We start from the raw sequence: 26,101 nt of genomic DNA, 5'->3' as shown, positions 1-26,101 counted from the left end.
AATCAGCGGACGTATGCCCACCAAAAAAGGCAAGAACCTCAACCAAATCGTTTTAAGCGCATTGCTCAGACCATTTGTGCTGCATGTCCGCCTGAGGGCTTTGCGTATCACGGTGGATGGCCGCGTCAAGCCTGACCGTTGCAACAAGCTTCACAATCGACTAACCCGCGCGGGAACCATTCATGAGGGGCTGGACATGACAACTGGCAAGAACGGAATCACCTATGCGGATGCGGGTGTCGATATTGATGCTGGGAACGCTCTGGTAGACCGGATCAAGCCTGCGGCCAAACGGACGAACCGGGCGGGTGTGATGAGCGGACTTGGCGGATTTGGCGCTCTGTTCGATCTCAAGGCTGCGGGATACGAAGACCCAATTCTTGTTGCCGCGACGGATGGTGTGGGAACAAAACTGCGAATTGCTATCGACACCGGCGTGGTTGATGGCGTGGGCATTGATCTTGTTGCGATGTGCGTAAATGATTTGGTCTGTCAAGGCGCAGAGCCCTTGTTTTTCCTGGATTATTTTGCAACCGGCAAGCTGGACACGGATACCGCTGCCCGGATCATCGAAGGTATTGCCGAGGGCTGCGTGCAGTCCAACTGCGCCCTGATCGGCGGTGAAACGGCTGAGATGCCCGGCATGTATCCGGATGGCGATTTTGATTTAGCCGGGTTCTCGGTTGGTGCGATGGAACGCGGGTCGCATTTACCAGCGGACGTGCAGAAGGGTGATGTCCTGCTTGGGCTTGCCTCAAACGGAGTGCACTCAAACGGCTATTCTCTGGTCCGCAAATTGGTTGATCTTTCCGGGTTAAGCTGGGACTCGCCTTCGCCGTTTGGCGATGGGGCGCTGGGTGAGGCGCTGCTGACGCCGACACGGCTGTATGTAACGCCAGTGCTACAGGCGATCCGGGCAGGGGGGGTGCATGCGCTGGCTCATATCACCGGGGGCGGTTTGACCGAGAACCTGCCGCGCGTCTTGCCCGAAGGGATGGGGGCCGCGATTGACCTGAATGCCTGGGACCTGTCGCCCGTCTTCCGCTGGATGGCCGAAACCGGCGGCATCCACAAGACCGAGATGCTAAAAACCTTCAACTGCGGCGTCGGCATGATCGTTGTTTGCTCCAAAGAGCGTGCTGACGAACTAACCGTCCTGCTGGCCGAAGCCGGTGAAACCGTTGCCCACATTGGCACCGTTACAGAAACGCCTGGTGTGGCATACACAGGCCAATTGTTGTGACCCATAAACGCGTTGCCATCCTGATTTCAGGGGGCGGATCCAACATGGTGTCGCTGGTCGACAGCATGGTCGGCGACCACCCGGCGCGGCCATGTTTGGTGCTGTCGAACGATGCTGAGGCAGGTGGGTTGAAAAAGGCCGCCGCACGCGGAATTCCAACGGCTGCCGTGGACCACCGCCCCTTCAAGGGCGACCGTGCGGCATTCGAGGCTGAATTGCTGAAACCGCTGGAGCAGGCGCAGCCTGACATTATTTGCCTCGCGGGATTCATGCGGGTTCTGACAGGAGACTTTGTTTCTCGATTTCAGGGGCGGATGTTGAATATTCATCCGTCACTGCTGCCAAAGTTCAAGGGCCTCAACACGCATGCCCGCGCTATCGAGGCCGGTGAGACGGAGCACGGATGTTCGGTTCACGAGGTCACAGCGGCGTTGGATGACGGCCCGATCCTGGGACAGGCGCGGATCAGGATTGAAGCAGGCGACACTGCTGAAAGCCTTGCCGCCAAGGTTCTGATTTGGGAACACAAGCTTTATCCCGCAGTGTTGCGCCGATACGCCAATGGAGACCGGACTCCGGTGTTGCTGCCCTGAAACTCTCAGGGTGATTTACACGCCTGTCATAATCGTCCTATGGTCCGCACTACGGTTGGGTACGGCAAAGAACTGCCTCCAACCGCTGAAAACAAAAGCAAGAACAGTACGGCGTATGAAAACCCTTACAACGACGCAAGAGCTGGCCGATTTCTGCAAGGCCGCGGCGCAATATGACTATGTCACCGTAGACACCGAGTTCCTGCGCGAACGGACATACTACTCAAAGCTTTGTCTGGTGCAACTGGCGTTTCCATCCAGCGATGAAGACAGCGCGGTTTTGCTGGACCCCCTGTCCGAGGGGCTTTCTTTGGATCCGCTTTACGCGCTGTTCAAAAACGAGGATGTGGTCAAGGTTTTCCACGCCGCGCGTCAGGACCTTGAAATCTTCTGGGTCGAAGCGGGCATCTTTCCCAAACCACTGTTTGACACTCAGGTCGCCGCCATGGTCTGCGGCTTTGGTGAGCAGGTGGGCTATGAGACGCTGGTGCGCAAGATCTGCAAACAGGGTGTCGACAAAACATCGCGCTTTACGGATTGGTCGCGGCGGCCGCTGACGGATGCGCAAAAAAGCTATGCTCTGGCTGATGTGACGCATCTCCGCCAGATTTATGAACACCTCGCAGCGCAACTGAAGAAAACGAAACGTAGTCATTGGGTGGCTGAGGAATTGCGGACGCTGACCCAGCCGGAAACCTATGACATCCGCCCCGAGGATGCGTGGAAGCGTGTAAAAACACGCACAAATTCCGCCAGATTTCTGGCCGTGGTGCGCGAATTGGCCCAGTTCCGCGAGTCCTACGCCCAGGATAACAACGTCCCCCGCAGCCGGGTGTTCAAAGATGATGCGCTGATTGAGCTCGCCTCGACCAAGCCCAGAACGCCGTCTGATCTGGGCGGTTCGCGCCTGCTGTTGCGCGAAGCGCGAAAAGGGGCGATTGCAGAAGGGATTCTGGCCGCCATTGATAAGGGTTTGAACTGTCCGGCAGATGAAATGCCCAAGGTGGACAACAGTCGCGACAAGTTGAAGGTAAACCCGGCCTTGGCAGACTTGCTGCGGGTGCTGTTGAAATCGAAAACCGAAAGCTCAGGCGTGGCGGCAAAGCTAATTGCCACCAGTTCGGAACTGGATCAGATTGCTGCGGGTGAGCGTGAATTGCCCTCGATGTCAGGATGGCGGTTCGAAGTGTTCGGCGAGGATGCGTTGAAGCTGTGTGAAGGCAAAATCGCATTGGCCGCCCAAGGACAAAACGTCACGGTTGTTGCCCTGTAACGCAGCTTAGCGGCGCCGCGACTCCAGTGTGTTTTGCTGCCCGATAACCCGAACCAAACGGGTGGCTTGCAAGTCGTCCTTGCTGATGTTGATGGCGTCAGAGACCATGCGTGAGCGTTCGGTTCCCTGATTTGTCGCTCTTTCGGGATAAGTCACTCGAAAGACGAACTCCAGAACGCCGTTCTCCTGATTCTCTTCATTTTCAGAACGAACGAGCCGGGCGTCGTATGCCCCTTGCCGGCTTGCTGTTCCTGACGCAAATATGATCGCTCCGTTAGGCGTCGGATCAATCCTCAATTCATCAATTCGCGTGATCGGAACGCTGGTATCTTCAGGTACTGGTCGGGAAAACAGACCTCCGCCCTCTGACACTTCGGGCACAAGGGCGTTTGGATCATAGGTGGTTGTATCCACCGTTTCCGTGGACGTACTGGACCCGAACCAATTAGACGGGTTCGCCCGAGAGTTGCTCCAACTGTTGCAGGCAGACAGGGTTAGCGTGGCCACCAAGAGAACAGTAAACGATTTTTGCATGGTCTCAACGTCCAGAGCAGTAAGTCCTGCAACGGGTTATCGCACTTTCCGCTGATTGAAAAGCCACGCAAAGGGGTGGACAGGCATAGTTCCGCGGCATAGTTCACAATTGTGGTTGCAATGAAAGGATCGCCGCAACATGGCAACACCTGCCTTTGAAGAGATCGTCGAGGATTTTGAGTTCCTGGAGGACTGGGAAGACCGGTATCGTCATGTCATTGAACAGGGCAAGGCGATGGACCCACTGGACGATGCGCTCAAAGTTCCTGCAACCAAGGTTGACGGCTGTGCCAGTCAAGTCTGGCTGCACCCAATCATCGAAGGTGGTGTCTTTCGGTTCGACGGCGATAGTGATGCCTTGATTGTGCGAGGGCTGATCGCCGTTTTGCGGTCGTTGTACAACGGTCTACCGGTTAGCGAGGTCCCAAAGGTCGACGCAGGGGGTGAGCTGGCGCGTTTGGGCTTGAACGACCACCTGTCTGCGCAGCGATCGAACGGTTTGCGCGCTATGATCGAACGCATCCGCGAGGTCGCGCAAGAGAACGCCTGATAGGGTCTAATCTAAAGGTTTGCGGTTCGCCCAATCGGCAAGGGTGGTCTCAAGGTCGCCGTATCCGGTAAACCGTCGCTCGAATTCCAGACCCATCCGGTCGGCACAGTCGCGGGCGCGGGCTGTCAGGTTTGGATCATCGATCTGTGCTTGGTAGACCAGCTTTGTGTAGTTACCGAAATACATATCGCGCAATTCGGGGTGCCGATCCAAACCCAGGGGTTTCCAGACAAACGCATCGAACTGGCGGGCCAGAAAATCGGTGAGGTAAAACGCCGTTGCTTCATCTTCACCTCGCGCCTCAAATGCTTGATTCCCCTCGAAGAAAGAATAGCAATGGGGGCCTTTGACCATCTCAACGCCCAATTCAGTACACGCTTTCTCTAGCAGACCACCGGTGCCGCAGTCGGCATAGACGACAAAAATCTGATCGTAGTTTTCGCGATGTTTTTCGATGGCTTCCTGTACGGCCTGAGTGATCTTTTCCGGGTGAACATGCAGGATTGCAGGAAGGCAAGTCAGCGCCATGTGATCCCAACCATTTCGACGCTTCAGGTCCAGAATCTCACGCGCAAGGGCGCCGCAGGCCAACAACAATATCCGCCCCTGGGAATCAGAGTTGTAACCTGAGGTTGTCAGGCTGGCATCATCTGGTAATTCAGTTGGCTGCATTAAGCGCCCCTTGGATAGTATGTGGTCGGCAGGAAAACAAAAAAGCCGCCCGCAAACCGGACGGCTTTGGAACAATCTGATTGTCCGTTCAGCCGGCCAGTTGATTGTGTTTACGCGACACGAAGGTTTTGGCGGTTTCAACAGCAACCGCCGCGTCACGGCAATAGGCATCTGCGCCGATCGCTTTGCCAAATTCTTCGTTCAGCGGCGCACCACCGACCAAAACAATATAGTCTTCGCGCAGGCCTTGTTCGACCAGCGTGTCGATTACAACCTTCATATACGGCATGGTCGTGGTCAGCAGGGCCGACATGCCCAGAATGTCCGGCTGTTCAGTCTCCAACGCCTCAAGGTAGTTTTCGACCGGGTTGTTGATGCCGATATCGACCACCTCGAACCCTGCGCCCTCCATCATCATCGACACAAGGTTCTTGCCGATGTCGTGGATGTCGCCCTTAACAGTGCCGATGACCATTTTGCCCACACGTGGTGCGCCAGTTTCGGCCAAAAGCGGCTTGAGGATCGTCATGCCACCCTTCATTGCGTTCGCCGCAAGCAGAACCTCGGGCACAAAGAGGATACCATCGCGGAAGTCGTGACCAACGATGGTCATACCGCCGACCAGAGCTTTGGTCAGAATGTCATAAGGCGTCCAGCCGCGTTCCAGCAGGATGTTCACGCCTTCTTCGATTTCTTCTTTCAGGCCGTCATAAAGATCGTCGAACATCTGTTCGACCAGTTCGTCGTCATTCAGTTCGGACAGGACGATGTCTTCTTCATCGGACATGGGTCGTTTCCCTAAGCTTTTTGGACCATCGGCCCTTGGTGGCATTTTTTCCGTTTTGGCCAAAACGTCGCAGTTTTACTGTGACGATTGCGACCTCAGTAGTTTCGGGACCGACCTATACGCCAGATTCTAACATCCCACGACAGAATTATCTGCATGATCATCCTGCATTCCGTTCAATAGATCCTAGACCGTGTCATTTGGGAAAATTAGCTGGCAAACCTCTGAATTTGCGTGGAGTGCTTGTCCGTTTACGTTTTTCTGATTATCACTAAGATTGAGAACAAAGAAAGAACAAATATGACTGCGCCGCATATCCGAGGGCGGGGAACTGCCACTAACCATTCAGGGCGGTTCGAGAAATTCGACACCGTTCGCTGCGACGATGGGTGGGACATAGACGAAGATATCCCACCGCTGCGTACGGATGTACGGGATGAATTTGCGCGCAGCCTGATTACCTACAACCGCTCACCAGACTTACCTTTCGATCGTTCGATCAATCCGTACCGCGGATGTGAGCATGGCTGCGTCTATTGTTTCGCGCGTCCGACTCATGCCTATCTCGGCCTATCGCCGGGTTTGGATTTCGAAACGCGCCTGATCGCGCGGCCAAACGCGGCCGAGGTACTGCGTAGTGAGCTGTCTGCGAAGGGATACAAAGTCGCGCCCATCGCTCTTGGTACGAATACTGACCCTTACCAGCCGGTTGAAAAGACACGCTTGATTACAAGGGATTGCCTCTCCGTCTTACAAGAGTTCAATCACCCCATCGGAATCGTAACGAAGGGAACGTTGATCGAGCGTGACTTGGATATTTTGGCCCCGATGGCGCATCAAGGATTGGTGCGGGTGGGGATTTCTCTGACCACGCTGGACGCAGGTTTATCCCGTCGGATGGAGCCGCGCGCACCTTCGCCTCAGCGTCGTTTGGCCGTTATTCGTCGACTGACGGGCGCGGGCGTTCCTGTACGAGTCATGACCTCGCCGATCATTCCGGGGCTCACGGATCACGAGTTGGAACATCTGTTGGAGGCGGGCAGGGATGCGGGCGCAGATGCCGCAAGCTGGATCATGCTGCGCCTGCCGCGCGAAGTCTCGACACTGTGGCAAGAATGGTTGGAGACCAACGAGCCTGCGCGGGCTGAAAAAATCATGTCCAAGCTGCGGGAAATGCATGGGGGCAGGGACTATGACCCGCGGTGGGGGCACCGCATGCGCGGGCAAGGTGAGTATGCGGAATTGATCGCCAAGCGGTTCAAGCTGGCGGTAAAACGATTTGGCCTTGCTGTGAAACTGCCGCCTCTTAGATGTGATCTGTTTGCGCGGCCTGCCCAGATTGGTGATCAGCTGAGCCTTCTATAGAAAAAGCCCCGGACAATCGACCGGGGCTTTTGTGATTTGGTGCTATCAGCGCTTTTCGATATCTACGTAGTCGCGCAAGGTTTCGCCCAGGTACAATTGGCGCGGGCGGCCGATTTTGTTCTGTGGATCAGCGATCATTTCTTTCCACTGGCTCACCCAGCCGACGGTGCGCGACAGCGCAAAGATAGGCGTGAACATGGAGGTCGGGAAGCCCATCGCTTCGAGGATAATACCCGAGTAGAAGTCAACGTTGGGGAACAATTTCTTCTCGGCGAAATACGGATCCTCCAAAGCCTGTTTTTCCAGTGCTTTCGCGACCTGCAGTTTCGGGTTGTTTTCGACGCCCAGCAGATCCAAAACTTCGTCAGCTGACTGCTTCATAACCTTCGCACGCGGGTCGAAGTTCTTATAGACGCGGTGGCCAAAACCCATCAGGCGGAACGGATCGTTCTTGTCCTTCGCGCGGTCAATGAACTCGGGGATGCGGTCAACGCTGCCGATTTCTTCCAGCATTTCCAGACAGGCCTGGTTTGCACCACCATGGGCAGGGCCCCACAGGCAGGCGATGCCGGCCGCGATACAGGCAAACGGGTTCGCACCGGAAGACGACGCCAGACGCACGGTCGACGTCGAAGCGTTCTGTTCGTGGTCGGCGTGCAGGGTAAAGATACGATCCATTGCACGGCTCAGGATCGGGTTGACCTCATATTCCTCGGCCGGAACGCTGAAGCACATACGCAGGAAGTTCGAAGCATAGTCCAGATCGTTTCGCGGGTAAACGAAGGGCTGGCCGGTATGATATTTGTACGCCCAGGCCGCAATGGTCGGCATTTTGGCGATCAGGCGGTGCGAGGCGACCTCGCGCTGGTGAGGGTCCGAGATGTCGGTGGAGTCGTGGTAGAACGCCGACATAGCACCGACCACACCAACCATGATCGCCATCGGATGCGCGTCACGGCGGAAGCCACGATAGAAATACTGCATCTGTTCGTGCAGCATCGTGTGACGGGTAATGGTAGTTTCGAAGTTCTCCAACTCTTTGGCTGCTGGCAGCTCTCCGTACAAAAGCAGGTAGCAAACTTCGAGGAAGTGCGATTTCTCTGCCAGTTGGTCGATCGGATAGCCACGATGCAGCAGTTCGCCCTTTTCACCATCGATATAGGTGATGGTGCTGTCACAGCTAGCTGTCGAGGTGAAACCAGGATCATAGGTAAACACGCCAGCGTCGCTGTAGAGTTTGCGAATGTCGATAACATCCGGACCAGCAGTCGGCGAGTGAACCGGCAACTCGTATTTTTCGCCATGTATGTTGAGGGTGGCTGTTTTCTGGCTGTCGGTCATCATTGTCCCTTCTTCGTTCATGCGCATGCCAAACGAGTTATCGGCCCTGCGGTCTGCGGTCACACACTAATGTGCTTTCCGTTTCATAGCGGAGCAGCGTTACCTGAAAATAAAATCAGTTTCAGTTCGCTGCGTCAGTCATCCGTGCCAAGGTTTCTTCGCGCCCCAGCACAAGCATCATATCAAAAACCGAAGGAGTTACAGCACGGCCTGCCAAGACCGCCCGCAAGGGGGCAGCCAGCTTGCCGAACTTTATGCCCTTGTCGTTTGCAAAGGCATTGAGCGCCTCCTCCAGTCCGTCTCGCGACCAGCTAGCATTTTGCACATGCGGCGTCAATTCTTTCAGTATACCATCGGATACTGACTCAAAGGCTTTTGCAGCCTTTTCATCCATCTCAATCGGTCGAGATGTCAATACAAAATGAGCCTTTTCAAGCAATTCCGGGAATTTGCGTGCCCGATCTTTGAGGCAATACATCGCACGTTCCAAATCACTATTTTGTGTCTCGGTGAGACCAGGGCGCCCTGCGGCTTGCAGATATGCACCGATTTCATGCCGCAGCGCAGCATCATCGGAAATGGCGATATGCTGGCCACAGAGATTTTCTAGCTTTTTCAAATCGAAACGGGCCGGGCTTTTACCTATTCCGTCAAGATCGAACCATTCTTTTGCCTGCGCGTCGGTAAAAAACTCATCGTCACCGTGGCTCCAGCCGAGGCGCGCAAGGTAGTTGCGCATACCAGCGGCTGGATAGCCCATCGCCTGATATTCCTGCGCCCCCAATGCGCCGTGGCGTTTCGACAGCTTTTTGCCATCCGGGCCGTGAATCAGTGGAATATGTGCCCAAACCGGGACGTCCCAGCCCATCGCTTCGTAGATCATCATTTGGCGCGCCGCATTGTTCAGGTGGTCGTCGCCGCGGATCACGTGGGTCACGCCCATGTCGTGATCATCCACAACCACTGCCAGCATATAGACCGGCGTACCGTCGGAGCGGAGCAGGACCATGTCATCCAACTGATCGTTGCGGATGGTCACGTCACCCTGTACCTGATCCCGGATCACGGTTGCTCCGTTCTGAGGTGCTTTGATGCGGATTACAAAGGGTGCATCCGGGTGGGTCGTCGGGTCAGCGTCACGCCAAGGGCTGCGGAACAGGGTCGATTGACCCTCGGACCGCGCCTTTTCCCGGAATGCGGCGATTTCATCTTGGGTCGAGAAGCACTTGTATGCCTTTCCTTCCGCCAGCAACTGATGCGCCACCTCAGCATGACGCTCTGCACCCTCGAACTGGCTGATCACATCACCATCATGATCCAGTCCAAGCCATTCCATACCCTGAAGAATCGCCGCTGTTGCTTCGGGTGTCGAGCGTTCCCGGTCGGTGTCTTCGATCCGCAGCAGGAACTTCCCACCGCGCCCCCGCGCATAGAGCCAGTTGAACAGGGCGGTACGGGCACCACCAATATGCAGAAAGCCGGTGGGCGACGGGGCGAAGCGGGTGACAACCTGATCGGGCATTTTGGAAAATTAACCTTTTGAATACTGATGCTAGGAAATTTGGCGATATATTCCAATGGGTTAAGGGGTCCTACATAGTGCGTTATACCCACTTTTAACCCTTTTGAACCATAACGAGTACAGCTATTCCTGCGCTATTTGTTACCGCGCGATGTACAACGGGGAAACATGGGGAGGCAAGCGGGTAGTAGGGCGTTGTGGTAGACTGAAGAACTTGTCAGGTTTAGCTGGCCACTAGGACATGCTGGATGAGCGGCATGTGTGTTCAGCGATATTCATGGCTATGTGACCCGTTACCATTTTGACGCCTGCTAGTTTGCTATCCTTGTCGCAAACCCAAGAGCTTTGGTGTTTTGCGCGTTTAGCCAAACCATGTCGGTTCCGGGTGTCGTATTCATTAGCTCCATAACTCGCTTATGTTTTACACCCTGGCTTTCCAAAAAGTTGACTACTTTAATGTTCCCAAGAAGCGCCTGTTCTCCGCTGCCGGAGTAATAAGCAGAATGAATACCCAGTAAACCACCTTTGGCAATAACACGGTTTTCTCCAGCCGCGAATAAAATCGTACAAGCCGAAGCACATTGGCCATCTTCGAGTATCACAGTCGTTGCTCCGTGCATACCTAGTGCGCTTAGATACGCGCCATCCAAATCACCCCCAGGAGAGTTTAGGATAAAAACCATGCGGTCAGTGAAGACGCCAGCCGACATACTCTCCAACATGGCTGCGTTTATTGCCCTAAAAGTCGAGCGTTCGAGCGGGCCGTCGATTGAGATAAAAGTCCACGCTTTACAGTCTGAATCAACGTTAGCCCATGCTGAGACATGAGGCGATTCAGCCCATCCTAAAGCGATATCACTATTCGTTTCCGTGCAACTGGCGTTCGCGCTAGATACCGCGAATATGATTGCTGCAAAAGTCCAAAAAAATCTGAGTTTCATGTACGTTGCCTCCATCAGCTACATAGGTTGCTGTACATTTTCTTTCATGTGATTTTCTGCCAATAACCATAATCTTGTTTTGAATTTCAGTAATTACTCAAAACTATCTTCATTTCAAACAGCTCGGGTAAGCTAGCGTAACCGCTGTGTCGCCATGAGGCTTTTCCGACGCAAGATGTAAGGCCGTCGCCTCATGGTCTTTGAGGGCGCGGCGTCGTGCGTTAATAATCAGGAACAGATTGATGGAGTTGTCTAAGGCTTAACAGAAAGCGAATTACTTTTGAAAGCACAGTTTTTTGCCGTTCATTGGTCAAAATGGCAAGAAATCACAAGCAGTATTGCGCTCCTTATTGTATGTAACTTGGCAAGAGCCTGCTACAAAGACAGCTCAAAAATACTCCGTTGAATAGGATAAGGAAATGGAAGCTCTCATCTGGATAGCACTATTTGCTATGCTCTTTGCCTTTTTCACTGGTCTAATGTACATCGGGCGAAAAGTGGCTGAAAAACGAAACGATGGGCCACTGCCTAGAAAGTCTTATTGGCTAAGTATCGTAGGTTTGTGGGTTGCTGCATTCATAGTAGGTTTCGTTATCTATATTGTATTCCCCGGATACGCTGACCTAGACGTTGATTTTGTCGGACTCCTAACGTTGCCCTTTATGGGTTATTTGATGAAGCGCAGGAACATTGATCGTGGGAAGCCAGACGTTACGACTTGGATGTTCATCGTTCCCGCCTATTGGATTTTCATCGGATTTTCTAATGGGTTAAAGGAGCCAAAAAAACAGCACTCTACTTGAATCGCCTGTCGAAGAAAGCGTATGATCGCTTTATCCATGCAGCGGGTTTCGCCTTTCGGCTTATGAGGGCACGGCGTTGTGCGTTAATAATCAGGAACACAATGAAGGTAGGCGGTTGGCATGGAAGCTGAACTACACACCCACCGCAAAAACTGACACGCAGTCCAGTACGCACCAGTAATTGACGCAGGAGCGTGGGTCTCCGCCCCTGCAACTACTGACCAACCATCAATTAAGAGGATCGCTACGGACGCGTGTAGCGTGAGTCAGCAGTAAATTTTTGAACCTTACGACCGCGCGGCGTTTAGCGGGTTTTTATTTGAGAACCGTTTTGAGGCCGGTTTTAGCGCTGCCAGATCCGCTCAACTACGGTTTAGGGGTAACGCCCGATACCGGGGGATTAGACCCGCTGTAGCGGCGTTTTTACGCTACGGAGCTGAATCGGCAGCCATGACATAAAAAGGCCACCACTTAGCAGCATTAAGGCCGTTGGATTGACCCAACTGCGTAAGTCCTTGAACTGACGTGCCTTGTACTGGCTTGTTGATATCAAAGCGCGTCTCGTCAACTTGGATCGGTTTGAGGACGCCGTGCTTGGTATACTGGTCAATCATCAGACAACTTCTTTCAGTCTATCAAACCAAGGCTGAGCCGCCTGTGTGAGCGTCTCCTTAACTTGGTCGTTGGTTGGAACGTGATAGGTCAGTTCACCGTGCTGCCCAGTGGCGACGATTTTTCCGTCGATGATCCGCTGAACTGAACAGATGATTAGGTCGCCGTGCTTCTCGGTAGCGAGGCGATAGTCGGGGTGTCCGCTAGGCTCGAACATTACCAGTTTACTCCTGTTACTTGGAATGTGCCGCTATTGTCGGTCATGACCCATGAGACCTGATGCACCATACGAACGGCACTTGAGTATGTTTGCATCATGCTTTGCAGCTTGGCGGTATCGTCGCTGACATGAATCGAACCAGCGTCATCAACGGCACCCACAGCCAGCATAGTTGGGGTGTTGCCGTCATCGTCAGCCATCGCCAGAACGGCTTTATCCGAGATATCCCATTCGATCGGTTCGGCCCGATACTGAAACAGCGACACGTCCATTATCAGCGCACCGTCTCGGGCGAACATTTCGCTTAGGATGATGGGGATACCTTTGAACGCTTGGTCAGCGTGAATCTTATTCAGTTCGGCTGTCAGGTACTCGTCAGTCTGACGGTGAGACAGGTGTTGGAACGTGACCGGATTGAGGACGATGACCGGATGCTTCATACGGAAGAACTCAGCCCGCACAGCCAGTAATTCGAGGTCAGCTAGTGGACCAGTGGACGCTGCTGTATCTACTCCCGCATTAATAGCGGCTGGCCTTATTTGAGGAACGGCTGGTTCCGCGTCGTACAAGTAATAATCGTATGCCGATAACGTATCTTGGAGGATAGACTCGCGTAGGAGTCCCTCGATCTGAGGGTAGGTCTGCTCTTTCAGTTCGTCAGCAAAGCCGACGATGACAGCCAGCTTGTTCCGGTCGGCGTCAGTGACCGTAAGATCAAGGCCAGACTTGACCGGGATAGTTGCGGCTGACTGAACGAACGAACCAGCCTGACCATCGTTACTGTGGCGGTGGACGAACTTACCATCACGACCACCCATCATGGTACCGTTAGCGAACAGATACGGCGCTGTTAAAGGACCGCGCAGAATATGATCGTGATCGAAGGCTAGGACGCCGAACTCAGCCAACCATGCGCCACCTTGAGCGTTAGCGATGTTATCAGGCTGAGCAGTACTCTTTATGGCGTCAGCGACTTGTTCAATGAAGTGACCATATGTCCCTTTTTGAGGACCGAAAGCACGGATAGGAGCATCACCTAAACGAGACTTGGCTGCGTCTGGTGTTTCGAGCGTAGGGCGGTGACGATACTGGTAGGTGGCACGATATACCTGCCGACGAGTTTCTTCCGGCATGATGTAGTCGTTCTTCACTAGGAACTGGTGAACTGTGTCTTCAACCATCAGTTCGTTCGGAAGATGGTCGCGTACTGCTCCCTTGAGTGCGTTGTATAGCTGAGAATGCGTTACGTCCGCGTTCTCTACGGCAGTGGCGGTTAGAAGTTCAGTCAGTCTTTCAACCATGTCAGCTTCACCACAGGATTAGGGGTCTTGGACCCAACGTCGAAGGTCGGAACGGTGTTCGTGAACTGACGCAGATCGTCAAAGATGCTGTCAGCGATTAGTGACGCCTGTTGTTCAACCGGGGACGCACCATTTAGGAACATCTCTTCGAGCCGTTTGACCTCTTTAGCCAATAGCTTGGCGACAGCGCCCATGATTGCTTCGGTTTGCTTGCTCATACCGACGCCTCCGTATGTTTGGATATGATTTCGCTAGCATCGTGGACGCACTGAGCCAGGGATCGGTTGTCGTAGGCATAAGCGTCGTGATCAAAAAGACCGTTCTTCAACGCCAGGTACTCAACGTTCGCGCCGATTAGTTCCATTCGCTTAGCGAACTTCTCGGTGGCTTCTTCATGAGATGATAGCGACCGGTCCAGACGATCCGCGATTTCGGTCAGCTCTTGGACTAGGTCATCAATCTGACTTTTGAGGCGGCGCTGGCCGTTAGCATCCACCACACGCTTGAACTGATAGCGTAGGTCAATGCACTTGAGCAGCAGCGAGGTCTCATAATCCACATCGGTACGATTGATCTCACCGCTCTTTAGCAGAGCCGCACCAGCGCGAAGTTCGCGTATCTTCTCCTGCACCCGATCAGCAACCGCCTTACGCGCATGACGTATAGCGTCAAACGTCTCCTGAGCCTCGAAATAGGCGTCAACGCTGTTCTCGTCGGTAACGCCGTTCAGCTTATACAGGATGTAACGGGTCTTCTTATCTACGGCTTTGAGGGTGTTGACCGTGAAGCTGACGTACCCACCGGAAACGTCATGTTCGTTAGCACCCAGAGCAGGAAGCCTAATCGAAGCAGGCATCTATCATGTCCTCTACAGAAGTTTGGGGGATGACCGAGAAGCACTGAAGCAAGTGCGTCTTGGTCAAAAGGAAGTCGTCGGAATGATTGGTCACTTCGGACAACAGACCTGAATAATGAGCCATGTGAGCGAACAGAGCGCCCTTTAGGCGTCCTCGTGCCGCTAGTTTCGCCGCTGTATGAGGGAGGACACCAGCGTCCAGCATTTCGTGGTAAGCGTCGTCAGCTTTTGAGAAATCGCTGTTTGGGTCGGTCTCCCAGTCGTATACGTCGCGGTCGTGATCCCATACTGAGACAGACTTACGACCGTATAGGTCTTTGACCGTTTCGATGTTCGCCTCATTCGCCACATAATCGTTCGCCCCTAGGCCAGCGACGTGAACCTGAATGCGCTGAGCAGGGTTCACTTCATCCATCTTCCAGTCAATCACTGCCGCATCGCTAAACAGGATCACCGACTTAGTGACATTGGCTGACAAGGCGACCAGCCCATGCGCCAACTCATGAAGAGCGTTGTTAGCGTGGTCGTTGATATAAAGGCAGTGGAAGTTCATTGCAGGCGAACACTCCTCCGATTTGAGAAGGCATCTTTGGCGTAGTGTTTGGCTTTGCCGAGGATTCCCGCCAGTTCGTCAGCCGTAGCAACGAAGTTATGAATGTAGGCACCATCAATAGTGAGGGGCGCGTTTGATAGTGCGGCAAGCTGGCGTTTAGCACTACGATTGGTGTTCAGCGTATCAGCAAGCATCAAACCAGTGATCTTGTACGCCGCGAAGTCTGTAGGATCTTCGATGATACTTTCCTGAACCAGTTCACGCGCCCAGTTACTGGTTCGGGCGTTTAGGTCATTCAGCCCATCAAAAGTTTCATGCATATGAAGCGTATGATGAACGAAGGTCCAATCCAGAGGATTAAGGTGGAGAGCTTCCAATGCGTCATCTACGGAACCTGAGTCAGTGAGTGCATCACTCCCTCGGGCCATGAAGATGGCACAGGTGGATATCTGTTTTGACGGTTTTCGGTTTGACTTTATTCCTGCGCTTGAAATTTGAGGGTTAATACATGTTTTGCCATTGCCGCTGAGGAGGTGAAAACCAATGCAGGTGATGAGATTGCGCCGAAAGTGATCGAACTCGTTCATTCGGCCGACGACGCCTGTAAAGTGTTCAACATGAAAGGCAGGTCGGGCGTTCATACAATTCTCCTATGCGCAACCATGGCGGGAAAATGGAGCGCCGCCACATCGGTATTAGAACTATACCGCGAACCGTAAGTCTTTGAAATTGAGCGAGAATAGAATATTCGGGTCATTCGGGGAATAGCTGTTTCGTAGGCAGACACGCAACGCTAGGTTGAATGTGTAAACTGCCTAAGGAGAGTAAAAATGACTAAACAGAACGAAACCAAACCTTCGCGCACTGAGGTTCAGTATAAGAGCAAGTCGTACAAAAGCATGGCTGACCTTGCTAAGGCGCACGACCTCAACCCTTCGGCGGTTCGGCGTGTCGTCCGTCAGGGGAAGTCTCTGGACGAGTCCATGGCTGCGGCGCTCCGCGTGAAGAAAGAGAAAGCTAAAGCTGACGCCGCATAAGCGTCACTCAGAGGCCCGGCCAGCGTGTCGGGCTTTTGAACACAGTTTCAATTAGTCTTTTACCTTCGACTCCGCCTCAAGTTTGGCAGCTCTCCAACCAGCTTGCCACTCCTCAGCAAATTTCCGGTGGTGTTCCAATATCTCTCCAGCACCGTCGCAATACTGATTATCGCCAATCTCAAAACCTTCCTTGAACCTGAGCTGCCCTTCCATGAAAGCTGGGTGCCGAATACTCGCATCAAACTCAACTTTGCGAATTTCTATCGACTCATATTGTTCTGCAGCGAAGGAACCGTTTCCGCGGCACTCGTTGTCAATTTGGTCCAAGATTTCATCCATCCAAACGCCGTTGAATTTCCGAGCATATGTCCCGCTAATCGAGAAAGTCAGAGTAACCTCGAAGGTTTGAAGTTTGCGTTCAAACATTGTTTGGCTTCGTCCCATGAATAAGTTCGCATTGGTTTCTTAGCTGCCGAGCATATCAGATAAGCCGTGAACGCGGTATAATAGGTTATGCGATCCAAACCGATTAAGTGTGGCGACCAAACCTATAAAAGCGTGCGTGAATTTGCCGCCGCGATAGGGACCAGAAGCAAGCGAATACGCAGTAAGCTGAGCAAGGGTTGGTCCCCAGAACAGATCAAAGACCACTATGAGACCGGGCAGAACAAGATAGGCGGTAGTCCGAAGCCAGTAGTCATCAATGGACGCAGGTTTGCGAGCATTGAAGCAGCCAAGGCGGCATATGGAGTGTCCGGCTTCTGGCTTCAGCGTATCCGAGCCAAGCATCAAGTTAGCAGTGAAGAAGCGATACAAATTATCGCGAACAAAGGAGAGTGTGGTGGGCCGCAAGAGACCATCAACAGCGAAGCGCAAACCGATAGAAGACCAAGAGTAGGTTAGGTTCGGTCTATCTCACGACATCATTAAACAGAACCGGATGAGGTAATTAAGTACCTCTCTTTCCTGTAGACACACTGTTTTAGAAAGATGGGGGGGTCGCCGGAGCCTCGCGATTTTGAGCTAGCCCGTGACCCCCCCTGAACGATACTACCGCCGAGACTAACTGACTGATAGTAATTAGAACTTTGCGAAATGAACTAACGGATTGAACGTCAAAAGCGAAAGGAAAGTTCGTCGCTTAGTTTGACGGAGTAATTGGTAGTGGCCTTAATGGTGTCTCCTGGATTTCATGATCACACCAGCCGAGCCGATAGAGTAGGGGTGACGGAGGGAGCCAGACCGCTGTGCGGGATCAGCCTGCCTTGACCGACGAATGAGTGGGTCAATTATGGCCCCGAATATAACGACCGTATAAACGGCTCAAATAGCCGGGGTTAGGCTAGGGCTAGGTTTAGGCAATACACGGATCTAGCGGCGCTTGTAGCGGCTGTACGCTAGTCTCAGGCTAGGTTAGCTGGAATAGGGGTAAGGAATACCGTTGGGCACTAAGGTATACGACTAAGTGGATAGGGCAGTAATAGGCGGCAGTTTGACTACGAACGCCTCAGGTACGTCTGTACATCATATTAGCGTATATGCGCTCATATAGGTGGGTCATCCCCCCATTTATGCTAGGTCTTTAAACCACTGGATATAGGTAGGCAGACCGTTGGTCCGTAACAGTCGGGGGATATGACGTTCCCGCGTAGGGCGTCGGGTGTTGTTCAGCGTGAACCCCGCATCAGCTATGGAGCGTAGTGCCTCGTCCTTGGTCGCCACCTTATCTTTGATACCATCAATGAAACGCGCTAATTCGAGGTTGGCCGGAATAGGATCGGGCTTTGGTTTTGGTGGTCTTTCGGCCTTCTGACTATCTTCCCGCTCTAGCCTCGTACCAACAACGCGCGCGAAGTCAGGATCAAAGCCAGCCAGAGCAAACACAGTTCGGGCGTGGGTCGTTCTGAACCAGCGATAATCACGTTCAATGATTACTTGATTGATGACGCCGCACCAGAGCGCACGACATCGCATAGCGTGATTATCACCAGATGGTTCCACCAGAAGTTCCATAGGGGTATTTTAGCGTCCCCCGGAATCCGTGTGAAAGCGTCGTGCTAGATAACGAACTTGGTGCGTCGTGCCGTTCATACGGTTTGGGCCGCAAGCGCCTTCTATTACTTGCGGGGCGCTATATTCGCGAAATTACGCACGTTAATCGCCATTTTACACCCTCAAACCCTTCAAAACCAAGTAGCAACTACAATCAATAACAAACCGTACAAACCGTATAACATATATAAAATGAATAGCTAAACAACTGAAAATAAGGGAAAAAGAGACGATACGGTTTTGACGCCAAACCATATTCGTCAATACGGTTTAACCGTATTCGTTAGAAACGAGAATACGGTTTCCGAAATACGGTTTGTAGGGGGTCTCTCTACGCCTTTTCGACGTAATATAGACCACTCTGACCGACGCCTCGGCTGACTTTAACCAGCTTGTACTCACCGATCTTTTCGCCTTCAAATTTAGACAACCAACGCCCGAAGGTCGGAAGGGTGAAGTCGTCAAAGGAGCGAAATTTACGAGCCTGCTTGTCCGAGAACCGTTCCTCCACCACACGGAAGAAGTGATCACGCCCAGCCATACCGTCAGGTCCGATTTCCGCCTCATCTTTCAGAAGGTCAAATAACTCGTTGGATTGATACTGAACACCACGCTCAGTCAGTTCGTACACAGACTGAAGCCAGCGAAGCTTACTGTGCTCAAGGGTGGCGTTCTCCGCGCGGGTTGCCTTATCGGCTTCAACGAAGTTCGGCGCACCGACAGCAGCCAAAGCCGAGAAGACAGTATCATTCCAGCCTTGAAAGCGGGATGCCGTCGAAGTCGCCTCGGCTAAGCTCAGCAAGCAATAGATGGCCTCGTTCACTCGCTCATAGTTCTCTACGATATATCGGTGCAGGTCTCGGTGTCTAAACTCACGGTCGCTCATATTAGACTGAGTCTGTTCAAACCTGATCCCGATAAACCGTGATCCGAGGTCGTCCACCATTTCGATATTATTACCAGTGACTATCGTCATGTACGGGATTGAAATCTTAACGTCTTTACTCGCCCCCAGAATACGACCTTCAATTTCCCCGGTCGTAATCATAGACGCCATAATATCACTATTCAGTTCAGTACCACGCTTGACGTTATCGAAGATAAGAACCTGCTTATTGACCAGTGATGCGGCCACCAACTCCTTACGCAACTCGGCCTCTGATCCGGGGAATGTTCGGGCACCAACCTTAGCCGTCTCGGTTGATATTACTGACGCTACGCCAGCCAGATAGGTTTTACCTGACTCTGTTCCTGGGCCAGTAATCATGTACCCCGGAACCGTATTCAATACAGGACGCATGACCGCTGTCATAAGCATACTGATCGCCGCCCAACGATCGTTCTCCGTTAGGAACGGAAAGTCGGCTAACACCTCATTATTCAGGAAGTCCAACGCACCCTGCGGCGTGAACATACCGTCGGTATGACGCTCACCAATTTGATAGAACCCGTGTTGTTCGGAAAACCCAGCTTCCTCAAATCCGGGCGAGTAGGGGCGTCGTGCTGACTTTAACTGAGGAAGATCGTGTTTGAGTTGACCTATGATCCTTCCGGCCTGTGTGGCGCTAGGGTCAACGACTACAGGCTCACGGTCGTCAGGGTCTTCATGCCGGCTCCACCTGTGGAACTGGATGTGTTCCTGAAGGGTAGAGACGATTGTATCCTTATCTACCTGTACAAACTCTTCCCCCGGCTTGCTGCGCGGTTTGACCCGTATTAGGTCCTTAGGGCCAGCGAATAGCGTACCCTTGGCCAATACGATCTTAGCCACCTGTTGATTGACGAAGCGGCTTTCGCGCGTCACGTCCACCATTTCTCGTCGTAGGCTGTACTTCGCTACCTGTTCATAGGTCAGCACACCCTTAAACATCAGACGCTGAATGAAGTGCTCAGGCCGCATTTCTAGACAGTGAGTATGGCGACAGCCGATGTGGGGAAACCCTTCCTCACGACTTAGGAACGCACCCTCAGTTCGTCCGTCCGTATGTTCCTCCGCATTCGGGCAATGCAGTTCCCACTTGAGGCCGCGATTGACCTCACGCGACAACACGCTTGGGGCCTCACGCGTGATCATTTCAAACCAGTCGTGCGGACCCTCAACGGGCAGCAACTCAGCCAACTTCAATAGGCGACCCGGAACATACTGAGACCGCGCCAGATGCTTGCGGTCGTTGGCTACACTCGGTTCGTAGAACAGACGGGCAGGGTCTTTACACGCTTCGTCGTGCTTCACCCTTAGCAACTGAGCAGCGGCCTTGTACGCGTCCTCTAGTCGCTTTGATCCGTACTCAACTAACCACGGCTCAGATAAGAACAACTCAACCCTGTACCGATTACCCTTACCCTCAGCGCCATGTGAGTGCGTCGTATATACCAGCGCCTCCAGACCCAGCTTTTCAATTGACTGAACAAAGGCGTCAAAGTCATCCGCGCTATCGTCACAGTCCAGAACCAACAGGCCGATGGTCTGAACGTATTTGTTGCGTCGGTGTCGTGGGTTTTCGCTCTCCTTGAGCGTAGTCTTCGAGCCTTTCGGGACCTGTTCGTGATCAAAGTCAGCTGACAGCTTGCCCGGAACGGTCCACGTTCCTGCCGTCTTGTCTCGTATAACCTGATGGTGAAGATGACGCTTGAGGTAAAACTCCTTCGCCACTGTCACTTGTTCACCGATTGAATCGTACTGACCTTGTCCGACGACTAGGGTCAGTTCACCGTCAACTTTTACGTCCTCTAAATTTCCGGTGGCTATTCTATCTACACCGTCAATATGGACTGAATTATTAGGCACGTGGTTCCCCCAACTGCTGATATCTAAGAAGACCAAGAAACTTGGTTTCGGTAGAGCCGCCGGAAGGGTAAGATTTAGTTAGATCAACATCTTACCGCTATCTTCTATCTTCTTTTCTTCTTCCGGCGGTCTGGCCGCGCTACTAGTTTAGCGCGGCCTTCTTCTTGAGAGTTAGGACCGTTCTTAGTCTTCCGAGATCTTAAGAACCTTTACTTCTGGCCGCCTCAAACGCCTCTTTTTTCGCCTTCTGACCAGCCGTGTGGTAATACCCCCACCTAGGGAACCAGTGCTTTACCGCACCAGTAGACACCGGGAAGCCGAGAAGCTCAGACGCTTGCATCGCCACACGCAACCGCGCGTCGTAATAGTCGTCTTTCTCTAGTCGTCCATCCGGTCCGACTAAAGGTGAATGCGTATCAAGCCAGTTCTCAAAGAACTTACCGCATTTAGCGATGTCTTCGGCGTATATCGCCATCTTGGTTTCGATGCCTTCATCCCATTCGCGGCATCGTTTTGATGGTGTCATCTCTGTCATGATGTTTCCTTTCCGGACCACGCTGTTTTGTCCGACAGGTTTTCCAACACCCACGCGTCAACGTCCTCGCTTTCGTAGTAAATACGACCACGCAGTTTGCTGAACAGCGGTCCAGCACCATCACTACGCATGTTGGCGAGGGTCTTGGGCGCGTATTGCAACCCATGCTTTTCGTAGAGGTAAATGGATGTGGCTCGAGCCGTCAGACGCATAGCGATAGTCCAATTCGTTAGAGTGAACTGGCTACCTTTTGGGTCCGGACGTTTTACGATCACCACTGAAACCGGGACAGAAGGAGGGACGCACGTGCGTTTCGCCACTGACATGACCAAAATACATAGACCCAGAAATAGGGCAAGGAACATTAGGGAAGGTTTAGCACGAACTGCTCCCACAACGCCCAGGCATCGGCTTTCTCCGTCGCATAGCTGTATCTGTTGTAGACACTAGCGACAGAACCGACAGCGGCCATTTGGTGGTTAAGACAGGCTTCAATAACATGCGGCAGTACGCCTAGAGAAGCCATACGCGTCGCTGCGGTCCTGCGTAGGTCGTGTAAGGTGAAGTCCGCTATACCAGTGTCGGTGCGTAGCGTGTTCAATAAATGCGCTCCGTGCGGCTTGCCTCTATGGTTGCCGAAGAACAGCGTGTCGTGTTCCGGGACGTAAAGGTCAAACTGACTACGCAGATACGAGGGTAGGGCGATCATATGCGGCTTGCGGTTCTTCACCCGTTCGGCTGAAAGCGTAATGACCCCATCTTCGTACTCTTGCCGCAATAACCCCAGTATCTCAGAACGCCGACAGGCCGTTATGATGATGGCTTCAAGCGCGACCCGACGCCTATCTTCATAGGATTGAACCACACGCCAGATGGCCTTTAGTTCAGAGTCAGACAACACACGGTCTCGGCTAGCGGTCTTGTACCTGTTGCGTATCCCCGAAAGAGGGCTGGCGTCCAAATAGCCGCGTTCCACCGCACGGTTCAGCATGGCCTTTATCTGCTTCTCTATCCAGTTGGCCGAACTGATATGACCCTTGCGGGCTTGTCGTTCGCTTATGTCTAGCCACTCAGCCCGACTAACCTCAGCCACCAATCGGCGTTTCAACCGGGGAGGAAATTGGTTGTTTATCATCATGCGTACCTGTTTCTGGTACTGCGCTGAACGGGTCCATTCCAGACTATCACGATACCATTCGAGCAGTCCGTCAACGGTCATCTCAGGATTAGCATCGAGGTCTTCTCCCAGAGCCAGCCTTCCAAGCGTCTCCCTTGCGACCTGTCGTGCTTGCTTTGCACTGACCACGCCGACCTTACCAAGAGTCAGGAATACGCTGTTGCCGCGAACTTTATACTTGAGGACATAGGCGGCTGAACCCTTCTTGTTGAGTCGTAGACCAAAGCCTTTAAGGTTGTTGTCCCATCGGTATTCAGTCTTATCGCGCGCTCCGCGTTCAGCCTTCGCTAGTGTATCGGTTATTTGCATTGGACCTCCAATAAGTGAGGACCGTAAATTTAACCCATATTATACCCCAAAGCACGGAAGCCGGAGGTATACTGAGGACTACGAGGGACCACTCGGGAACCTTACAATCCTCTGTTATCAAACAGGAAAAATCGCATTTCGAGCGATACCAAGGCGAACGGCTGTTAACCTTTTGGTAACCTTGGCGGGCATAGTTTGGCGTCTGTCTAACGAGCCGTAAGGACGGGGGCAACCATGCGTGTTCTGACACGGGTTGAAGCCGCAGTGCTGAACCAGACTGGGTATCTGTTCCAATGGTCTCCGATCTGTTTGGCCGTTGGAGTCGGCCTTTACTTCAGCCTTCGGTTTGAGCCGGGTTGGCAGATCTATTCCTGTCTTCTGGCTGCGCTCGTGGTGTTGGTCTGGATCGGTCGCACGCTGCAGTCCGGTTGGGCTTCGTTGGCATTTGGGGCCGCGCTGATTACCGCTGGGTTCGTCTTGGCGGGTGCGCGGGCTCACTCGGTTGCAGAGCCGGTCCTGTCCTGGCGCTACTACGGCCCTATCGAGGGGAGGGTCGTTGCCTTGGACCGCTCTGCGTCGGACGCGCTGCGCGTGACGCTGGACCAGGTGCGTATAGGGGATGTGCCCCCGGACCGCCGACCGCAGCGCGTCCGACTTTCATTGCATGGCGGAACGGTATCATTGACACCGGGACAAAGGATCATGACCACGGGACACCTGTCGCCGCCTCAGGGACCGGTTGAGCCTGGTGGATTCGATTTCCGCCGTCACGCGTGGTTTCAACGTCTTGGCGCAGTTGGGTATACGCGTTCCCCTGTTGTAACGATTGCGCCGCCAAGTGACGCGACCGAAGGGGTACGCATTACAGCCCTGCGAATGGCCATTTCGGAAAGGGTGCGCTCAATCCTGCCGGGTGAAGTTGGAGGGTTCGCAGCCGCGGTTACGACTGGCGACCGCAGTGGAATGGGGCAAGACACGCTCAGTTCGCTGCGTGCATCGAACCTGGCGCATCTGCTGGCAATCTCTGGACTGCACATGGGGCTGCTGACCGGCTTCGTGTTTATGGTCAGTCGACTGGCGATGTCCGCCATTCCCGCTGTGGCTTTGCGGCTACCTGTGCGCAAGCTGGCCGCGCTGTTTGCGCTGGTCGCCGCCACGTTTTACCTAATGCTGTCCGGGGGGAACGTTGCAACAGAACGCGCGTTTGTAATGGCCAGCGTGATGCTGGGTGCCATCCTTATCGACCGCCGCGCGATTTCACTGCGCGCTGTTGCTGTCGCTGCGTTGATTGTCTTGACCCTGCAGCCCGAAACACTGCTGAGCCCCGGGTTCCAGATGTCCTTCGCTGCAACTACGGCGCTTGTTGCAGTATTCAGCCACCTCCGCGATTTTGGGCCGGTGCCCGGACCGAAATGGCTGAAGCCTGTAGTCGGTTTGTTTTTGTCATCGGCTATCGCCGGATTGGCGACTGCACCGATCGGGGCAGCGCATTTTAACACGATGTCGCACTACGGCTTGTTGGCCAATATGCTCTCAGTTCCCATGATGGGTGTTATTGTTGTTCCGGCGGCTTTTGTTGCGGGGCTTTTGGCCCCGTTCGGACTTGAGGCTATCGCGTTGCACGTCATGGGGGTGGGGTTGGAGTGGATTCTGACCGTGTCCGAGAAGGTGTCGGGACTGAGCGGAGCCCACGGGCATGTCGTTAGTCCACCGCACTATGTTCTTCCCATGTTCGCGCTAGGCGCTTTGTGGCTGGCGCTGTGGCGCGGTCGGGCCAAATGGTTCGGGATCGCTCCGGTTGCTGCGGCATTTTTGTTTTGGGGGCAGGGGCATCGCCCCGAGGTTCTGATCGCTGATTCCGGCGGGCTGGTGGGCGTAATGACCGAAAAAGGTCGTGCGTTCAGCAAGGAAAAAGGCAGTGGCTTTGTTGCTTCGGTTTGGCTGGAAAACGACGGCGACAGCGTGAATCAAGTAATGGCGGCGAGCCGTTGGCCAGGCAACACCGGTTTTATCCGACGGTATGTATGGCAAGGAAAAGAACTGGTTCACATAACCGGAAAACGCGCCGCACAGGGATTTGAAGAATGTCGCGAAAACCAAATTGTAGTTTCCGCGGTGGATCTAAATCTGAGTGGAAATTGCAGCCATTTTAACCCCCGGCGTCTAAAACGTACGGGGAGCATCGCACTTATTGGCGACCGAATAACAACCAGCCGCGAAACGATCGGCCATCGGTTGTGGTCCCCGAGTGAAGGCGGAAGCCGCGATTTCAAATGGGGTCAGTAGCTGCGGATCAATCCAACCAGCCGGCCTTGGACTTTGACTTTGTCGTCAGGCAGAACGCGGGTTTCGTAGGCGGGATTTGCTGCTTCCAACGCTATGGCATTTCCGCGACGGAAAAAGCGTTTTAGCGTGGCTTCCTGATCCTCAACCAAAGCGACAACGATGTCGCCATTGTCGGCCACTTTGCTTTCGCGGATCACCACGACGTCACCGTCATTGATGCCGGCGTCGATCATCGAGTCGCCACGCACCTCAAGCGCGTAATGCTCCCCTTTGCCTGAGACCATGCTGCCCGGCACTGCAACACGATGTGAGACATGACTGATAGCTTCGATAGGCACACCGGCAGCAATGCGGCCCATCACCGGTAGTTCCATTGCGTCTACGGTTACAGGCTCAAAATTGGCAGGACGCGGGCCGGTCGGTTTGTCACCGTCAATTACCCGAGGTTTAAAGGCGACGGTCGGTTCGCCGCCGAGGCTCTCGGGTAGTTTCACGATCTCAATCGCCCGGGCCCGATGGGCGAGCCGCCGGATAAAGCCGCGCTCTTCCAGCGCAGTGATCAAGCGATGAATGCCGGACTTTGAACGCAAATCCAGCGCGGCCTTCATTTCGTCAAAGCTGGGCGGAACACCGTCCGCCTGAACGCGCTTGTGGATGAATTCCAACAAATCCAACTGTTTCTTGGTCAGCATTGCTCTCACCTCGTCGGTCATGCGTTTTCTTTTGTTCTACGCATGTTCACGTTTTGTGT

The 26,101-nt window shown here is 53.5% G+C and carries 28 protein-coding genes; 8 read left to right on the top strand and 20 right to left on the bottom strand.

The annotated features are described in order from the left end of the window. Positions 1-196 precede the first annotated feature (196 nt). The 3 genes from purM to rnd all read left to right on the top strand — a co-directional run bounded on the left by purM (position 197) and on the right by rnd (position 3,109). A complete protein-coding gene (purM, locus tag LCM21_RS01980) occupies positions 197-1,243 on the top strand; it encodes a phosphoribosylformylglycinamidine cyclo-ligase (protein WP_224889705.1) in 1,047 nt (348 codons plus the stop codon). After that, positions 1,240-1,836, top strand: a complete 597-nt coding sequence (gene purN / locus LCM21_RS01975) for a phosphoribosylglycinamide formyltransferase (RefSeq protein WP_224889089.1) — start codon at positions 1,240-1,242, stop codon at positions 1,834-1,836. The genes purM and purN overlap by 4 nt, the downstream gene beginning before the upstream one ends. A gap of 115 nt (positions 1,837-1,951) precedes the next feature. Then, complete coding sequence (rnd, locus tag LCM21_RS01970) at positions 1,952-3,109, top strand: ribonuclease D (protein ID WP_224889088.1); 1,158 nt, start codon at positions 1,952-1,954, stop codon at positions 3,107-3,109. A gap of 6 nt (positions 3,110-3,115) precedes the next feature. Here the strand turns inward: rnd and LCM21_RS01965 are convergent, their stop codons facing one another. Next, entirely contained in the window at positions 3,116-3,643 is a 528-nt protein-coding gene (locus tag LCM21_RS01965; RefSeq protein ID WP_224889087.1) for a hypothetical protein, read from the bottom strand. A gap of 139 nt (positions 3,644-3,782) precedes the next feature. Here LCM21_RS01965 and LCM21_RS01960 point away from each other — a divergent pair, with 139 nt between their 5' ends. After that, complete coding sequence (locus tag LCM21_RS01960) at positions 3,783-4,193, top strand: SufE family protein (protein ID WP_068331458.1); 411 nt, start codon at positions 3,783-3,785, stop codon at positions 4,191-4,193. Between the two features lie 6 nt (positions 4,194-4,199). On the opposite strand, the gene LCM21_RS01955 is transcribed toward LCM21_RS01960, so the two are convergent. Then, positions 4,200-4,865, bottom strand: a complete 666-nt coding sequence (locus LCM21_RS01955) for a DUF1638 domain-containing protein (protein WP_224889086.1) — start codon at positions 4,863-4,865, stop codon at positions 4,200-4,202. A gap of 88 nt (positions 4,866-4,953) precedes the next feature. Then, positions 4,954-5,652, bottom strand: coding sequence for a corrinoid protein (locus LCM21_RS01950; RefSeq protein WP_068331454.1), 699 nt, complete (start codon positions 5,650-5,652; stop codon positions 4,954-4,956). A 300-nt stretch (positions 5,653-5,952) separates the two neighbouring features. Between LCM21_RS01950 and LCM21_RS01945 the strand changes: the two genes are divergently transcribed. Further along, complete coding sequence (locus tag LCM21_RS01945; protein WP_224889085.1) at positions 5,953-7,017, top strand: PA0069 family radical SAM protein; 1,065 nt, start codon at positions 5,953-5,955, stop codon at positions 7,015-7,017. Positions 7,018-7,062: 45 nt separating this feature from the next. Here the strand turns inward: LCM21_RS01945 and gltA are convergent, their stop codons facing one another. The 3 genes from gltA to LCM21_RS01930 form a co-directional block, all read right to left on the bottom strand. Continuing rightward, positions 7,063-8,358: a citrate synthase gene (gltA, locus tag LCM21_RS01940; protein ID WP_068332580.1), complete on the bottom strand. Its 1,296-nt coding sequence runs from the start codon at positions 8,356-8,358 to the stop codon at positions 7,063-7,065. Positions 8,359-8,479: 121 nt separating this feature from the next. Continuing rightward, positions 8,480-9,880, bottom strand: a complete 1,401-nt coding sequence (gltX, locus tag LCM21_RS01935; protein ID WP_224889084.1) for a glutamate--tRNA ligase — start codon at positions 9,878-9,880, stop codon at positions 8,480-8,482. Positions 9,881-10,191: 311 nt separating this feature from the next. After that, entirely contained in the window at positions 10,192-10,821 is a 630-nt protein-coding gene (locus LCM21_RS01930) for a Clp protease/crotonase-like domain-containing protein (RefSeq protein ID WP_224889083.1), read from the bottom strand. A gap of 419 nt (positions 10,822-11,240) precedes the next feature. Here LCM21_RS01930 and LCM21_RS01925 point away from each other — a divergent pair, with 419 nt between their 5' ends. After that, positions 11,241-11,624: a hypothetical protein gene (locus tag LCM21_RS01925; RefSeq protein WP_224889082.1), complete on the top strand. Its 384-nt coding sequence runs from the start codon at positions 11,241-11,243 to the stop codon at positions 11,622-11,624. Between the two features lie 428 nt (positions 11,625-12,052). Here LCM21_RS01925 and LCM21_RS01920 read toward each other — a convergent pair whose 3' ends face one another. From LCM21_RS01920 to LCM21_RS01890, 7 genes are read right to left on the bottom strand one after another with little or no spacing between them, the layout of a single operon-like run. Further along, positions 12,053-12,238: a hypothetical protein gene (locus LCM21_RS01920; protein WP_224889081.1), complete on the bottom strand. Its 186-nt coding sequence runs from the start codon at positions 12,236-12,238 to the stop codon at positions 12,053-12,055. Further along, complete coding sequence (locus LCM21_RS01915) at positions 12,238-12,453, bottom strand: hypothetical protein (RefSeq protein WP_224889080.1); 216 nt, start codon at positions 12,451-12,453, stop codon at positions 12,238-12,240. The genes LCM21_RS01920 and LCM21_RS01915 overlap by 1 nt, the downstream gene beginning before the upstream one ends. After that, on the bottom strand, positions 12,453-13,757 hold the full coding sequence (locus LCM21_RS01910; protein ID WP_224889079.1) for a hypothetical protein: 1,305 nt from the start codon (positions 13,755-13,757) through the stop codon (positions 12,453-12,455). The genes LCM21_RS01915 and LCM21_RS01910 overlap by 1 nt, the downstream gene beginning before the upstream one ends. After that, entirely contained in the window at positions 13,742-13,975 is a 234-nt protein-coding gene (locus LCM21_RS01905) for a hypothetical protein (protein ID WP_224889078.1), read from the bottom strand. The genes LCM21_RS01910 and LCM21_RS01905 overlap by 16 nt, the downstream gene beginning before the upstream one ends. Further along, on the bottom strand, positions 13,972-14,613 hold the full coding sequence (locus tag LCM21_RS01900) for a hypothetical protein (protein WP_224889077.1): 642 nt from the start codon (positions 14,611-14,613) through the stop codon (positions 13,972-13,974). Before LCM21_RS01900 ends, LCM21_RS01905 begins: the two co-directional genes overlap by 4 nt. Next, entirely contained in the window at positions 14,597-15,166 is a 570-nt protein-coding gene (locus tag LCM21_RS01895) for a hypothetical protein (RefSeq protein ID WP_224889076.1), read from the bottom strand. Before LCM21_RS01895 ends, LCM21_RS01900 begins: the two co-directional genes overlap by 17 nt. After that, on the bottom strand, positions 15,163-15,807 hold the full coding sequence (locus tag LCM21_RS01890; RefSeq protein WP_224889075.1) for a hypothetical protein: 645 nt from the start codon (positions 15,805-15,807) through the stop codon (positions 15,163-15,165). The genes LCM21_RS01895 and LCM21_RS01890 overlap by 4 nt, the downstream gene beginning before the upstream one ends. Before the next feature lie 189 nt (positions 15,808-15,996). Between LCM21_RS01890 and LCM21_RS01885 the strand changes: the two genes are divergently transcribed. Further along, positions 15,997-16,203 carry a hypothetical protein gene (locus LCM21_RS01885; RefSeq protein ID WP_224889074.1) on the top strand — a complete coding sequence of 69 codons (207 nt, stop codon included), beginning with the start codon at positions 15,997-15,999 and terminating at the stop codon, positions 16,201-16,203. Positions 16,204-16,254: 51 nt separating this feature from the next. Here the strand turns inward: LCM21_RS01885 and LCM21_RS01880 are convergent, their stop codons facing one another. The 6 genes from LCM21_RS01880 to LCM21_RS01855 all read right to left on the bottom strand — a co-directional run bounded on the left by LCM21_RS01880 (position 16,255) and on the right by LCM21_RS01855 (position 23,064). Further along, positions 16,255-16,629 (bottom strand): hypothetical protein, encoded by a 375-nt coding sequence (locus LCM21_RS01880; protein ID WP_224889073.1) that lies wholly within the window; start codon positions 16,627-16,629, stop codon positions 16,255-16,257. Positions 16,630-17,772: 1,143 nt separating this feature from the next. After that, positions 17,773-18,216 (bottom strand): hypothetical protein, encoded by a 444-nt coding sequence (locus tag LCM21_RS01875; protein WP_224889072.1) that lies wholly within the window; start codon positions 18,214-18,216, stop codon positions 17,773-17,775. 370 nt (positions 18,217-18,586) lie between these two features. Further along, complete coding sequence (locus tag LCM21_RS01870; RefSeq protein WP_224889071.1) at positions 18,587-21,043, bottom strand: hypothetical protein; 2,457 nt, start codon at positions 21,041-21,043, stop codon at positions 18,587-18,589. Positions 21,044-21,242: 199 nt separating this feature from the next. Then, complete coding sequence (locus LCM21_RS01865) at positions 21,243-21,578, bottom strand: hypothetical protein (RefSeq protein ID WP_224889070.1); 336 nt, start codon at positions 21,576-21,578, stop codon at positions 21,243-21,245. Beyond that, positions 21,575-21,790, bottom strand: a complete 216-nt coding sequence (locus LCM21_RS01860; RefSeq protein ID WP_224889069.1) for a hypothetical protein — start codon at positions 21,788-21,790, stop codon at positions 21,575-21,577. The genes LCM21_RS01865 and LCM21_RS01860 overlap by 4 nt, the downstream gene beginning before the upstream one ends. Positions 21,791-21,942: 152 nt before the next feature. Further along, complete coding sequence (locus LCM21_RS01855) at positions 21,943-23,064, bottom strand: tyrosine-type recombinase/integrase (protein WP_224889068.1); 1,122 nt, start codon at positions 23,062-23,064, stop codon at positions 21,943-21,945. 234 nt (positions 23,065-23,298) lie between these two features. On the opposite strand from LCM21_RS01855, the gene LCM21_RS01850 reads away from it, so the two are divergent. Continuing rightward, positions 23,299-25,350: a ComEC/Rec2 family competence protein gene (locus LCM21_RS01850; protein ID WP_224889067.1), complete on the top strand. Its 2,052-nt coding sequence runs from the start codon at positions 23,299-23,301 to the stop codon at positions 25,348-25,350. On the opposite strand, the gene lexA is transcribed toward LCM21_RS01850, so the two are convergent. Next, entirely contained in the window at positions 25,344-26,042 is a 699-nt protein-coding gene (gene lexA, locus LCM21_RS01845) for a transcriptional repressor LexA (protein ID WP_224889704.1), read from the bottom strand. The genes LCM21_RS01850 and lexA overlap by 7 nt on opposite strands. Positions 26,043-26,101 lie beyond the last annotated feature (59 nt).

The sequence above is a fragment of the Ruegeria profundi genome (assembly GCF_020171505.1).
GTDB lineage: Bacteria > Pseudomonadota > Alphaproteobacteria > Rhodobacterales > Rhodobacteraceae > Ruegeria > Ruegeria profundi.
This window is presented reverse-complemented; position numbering and strand designations above follow the sequence as displayed.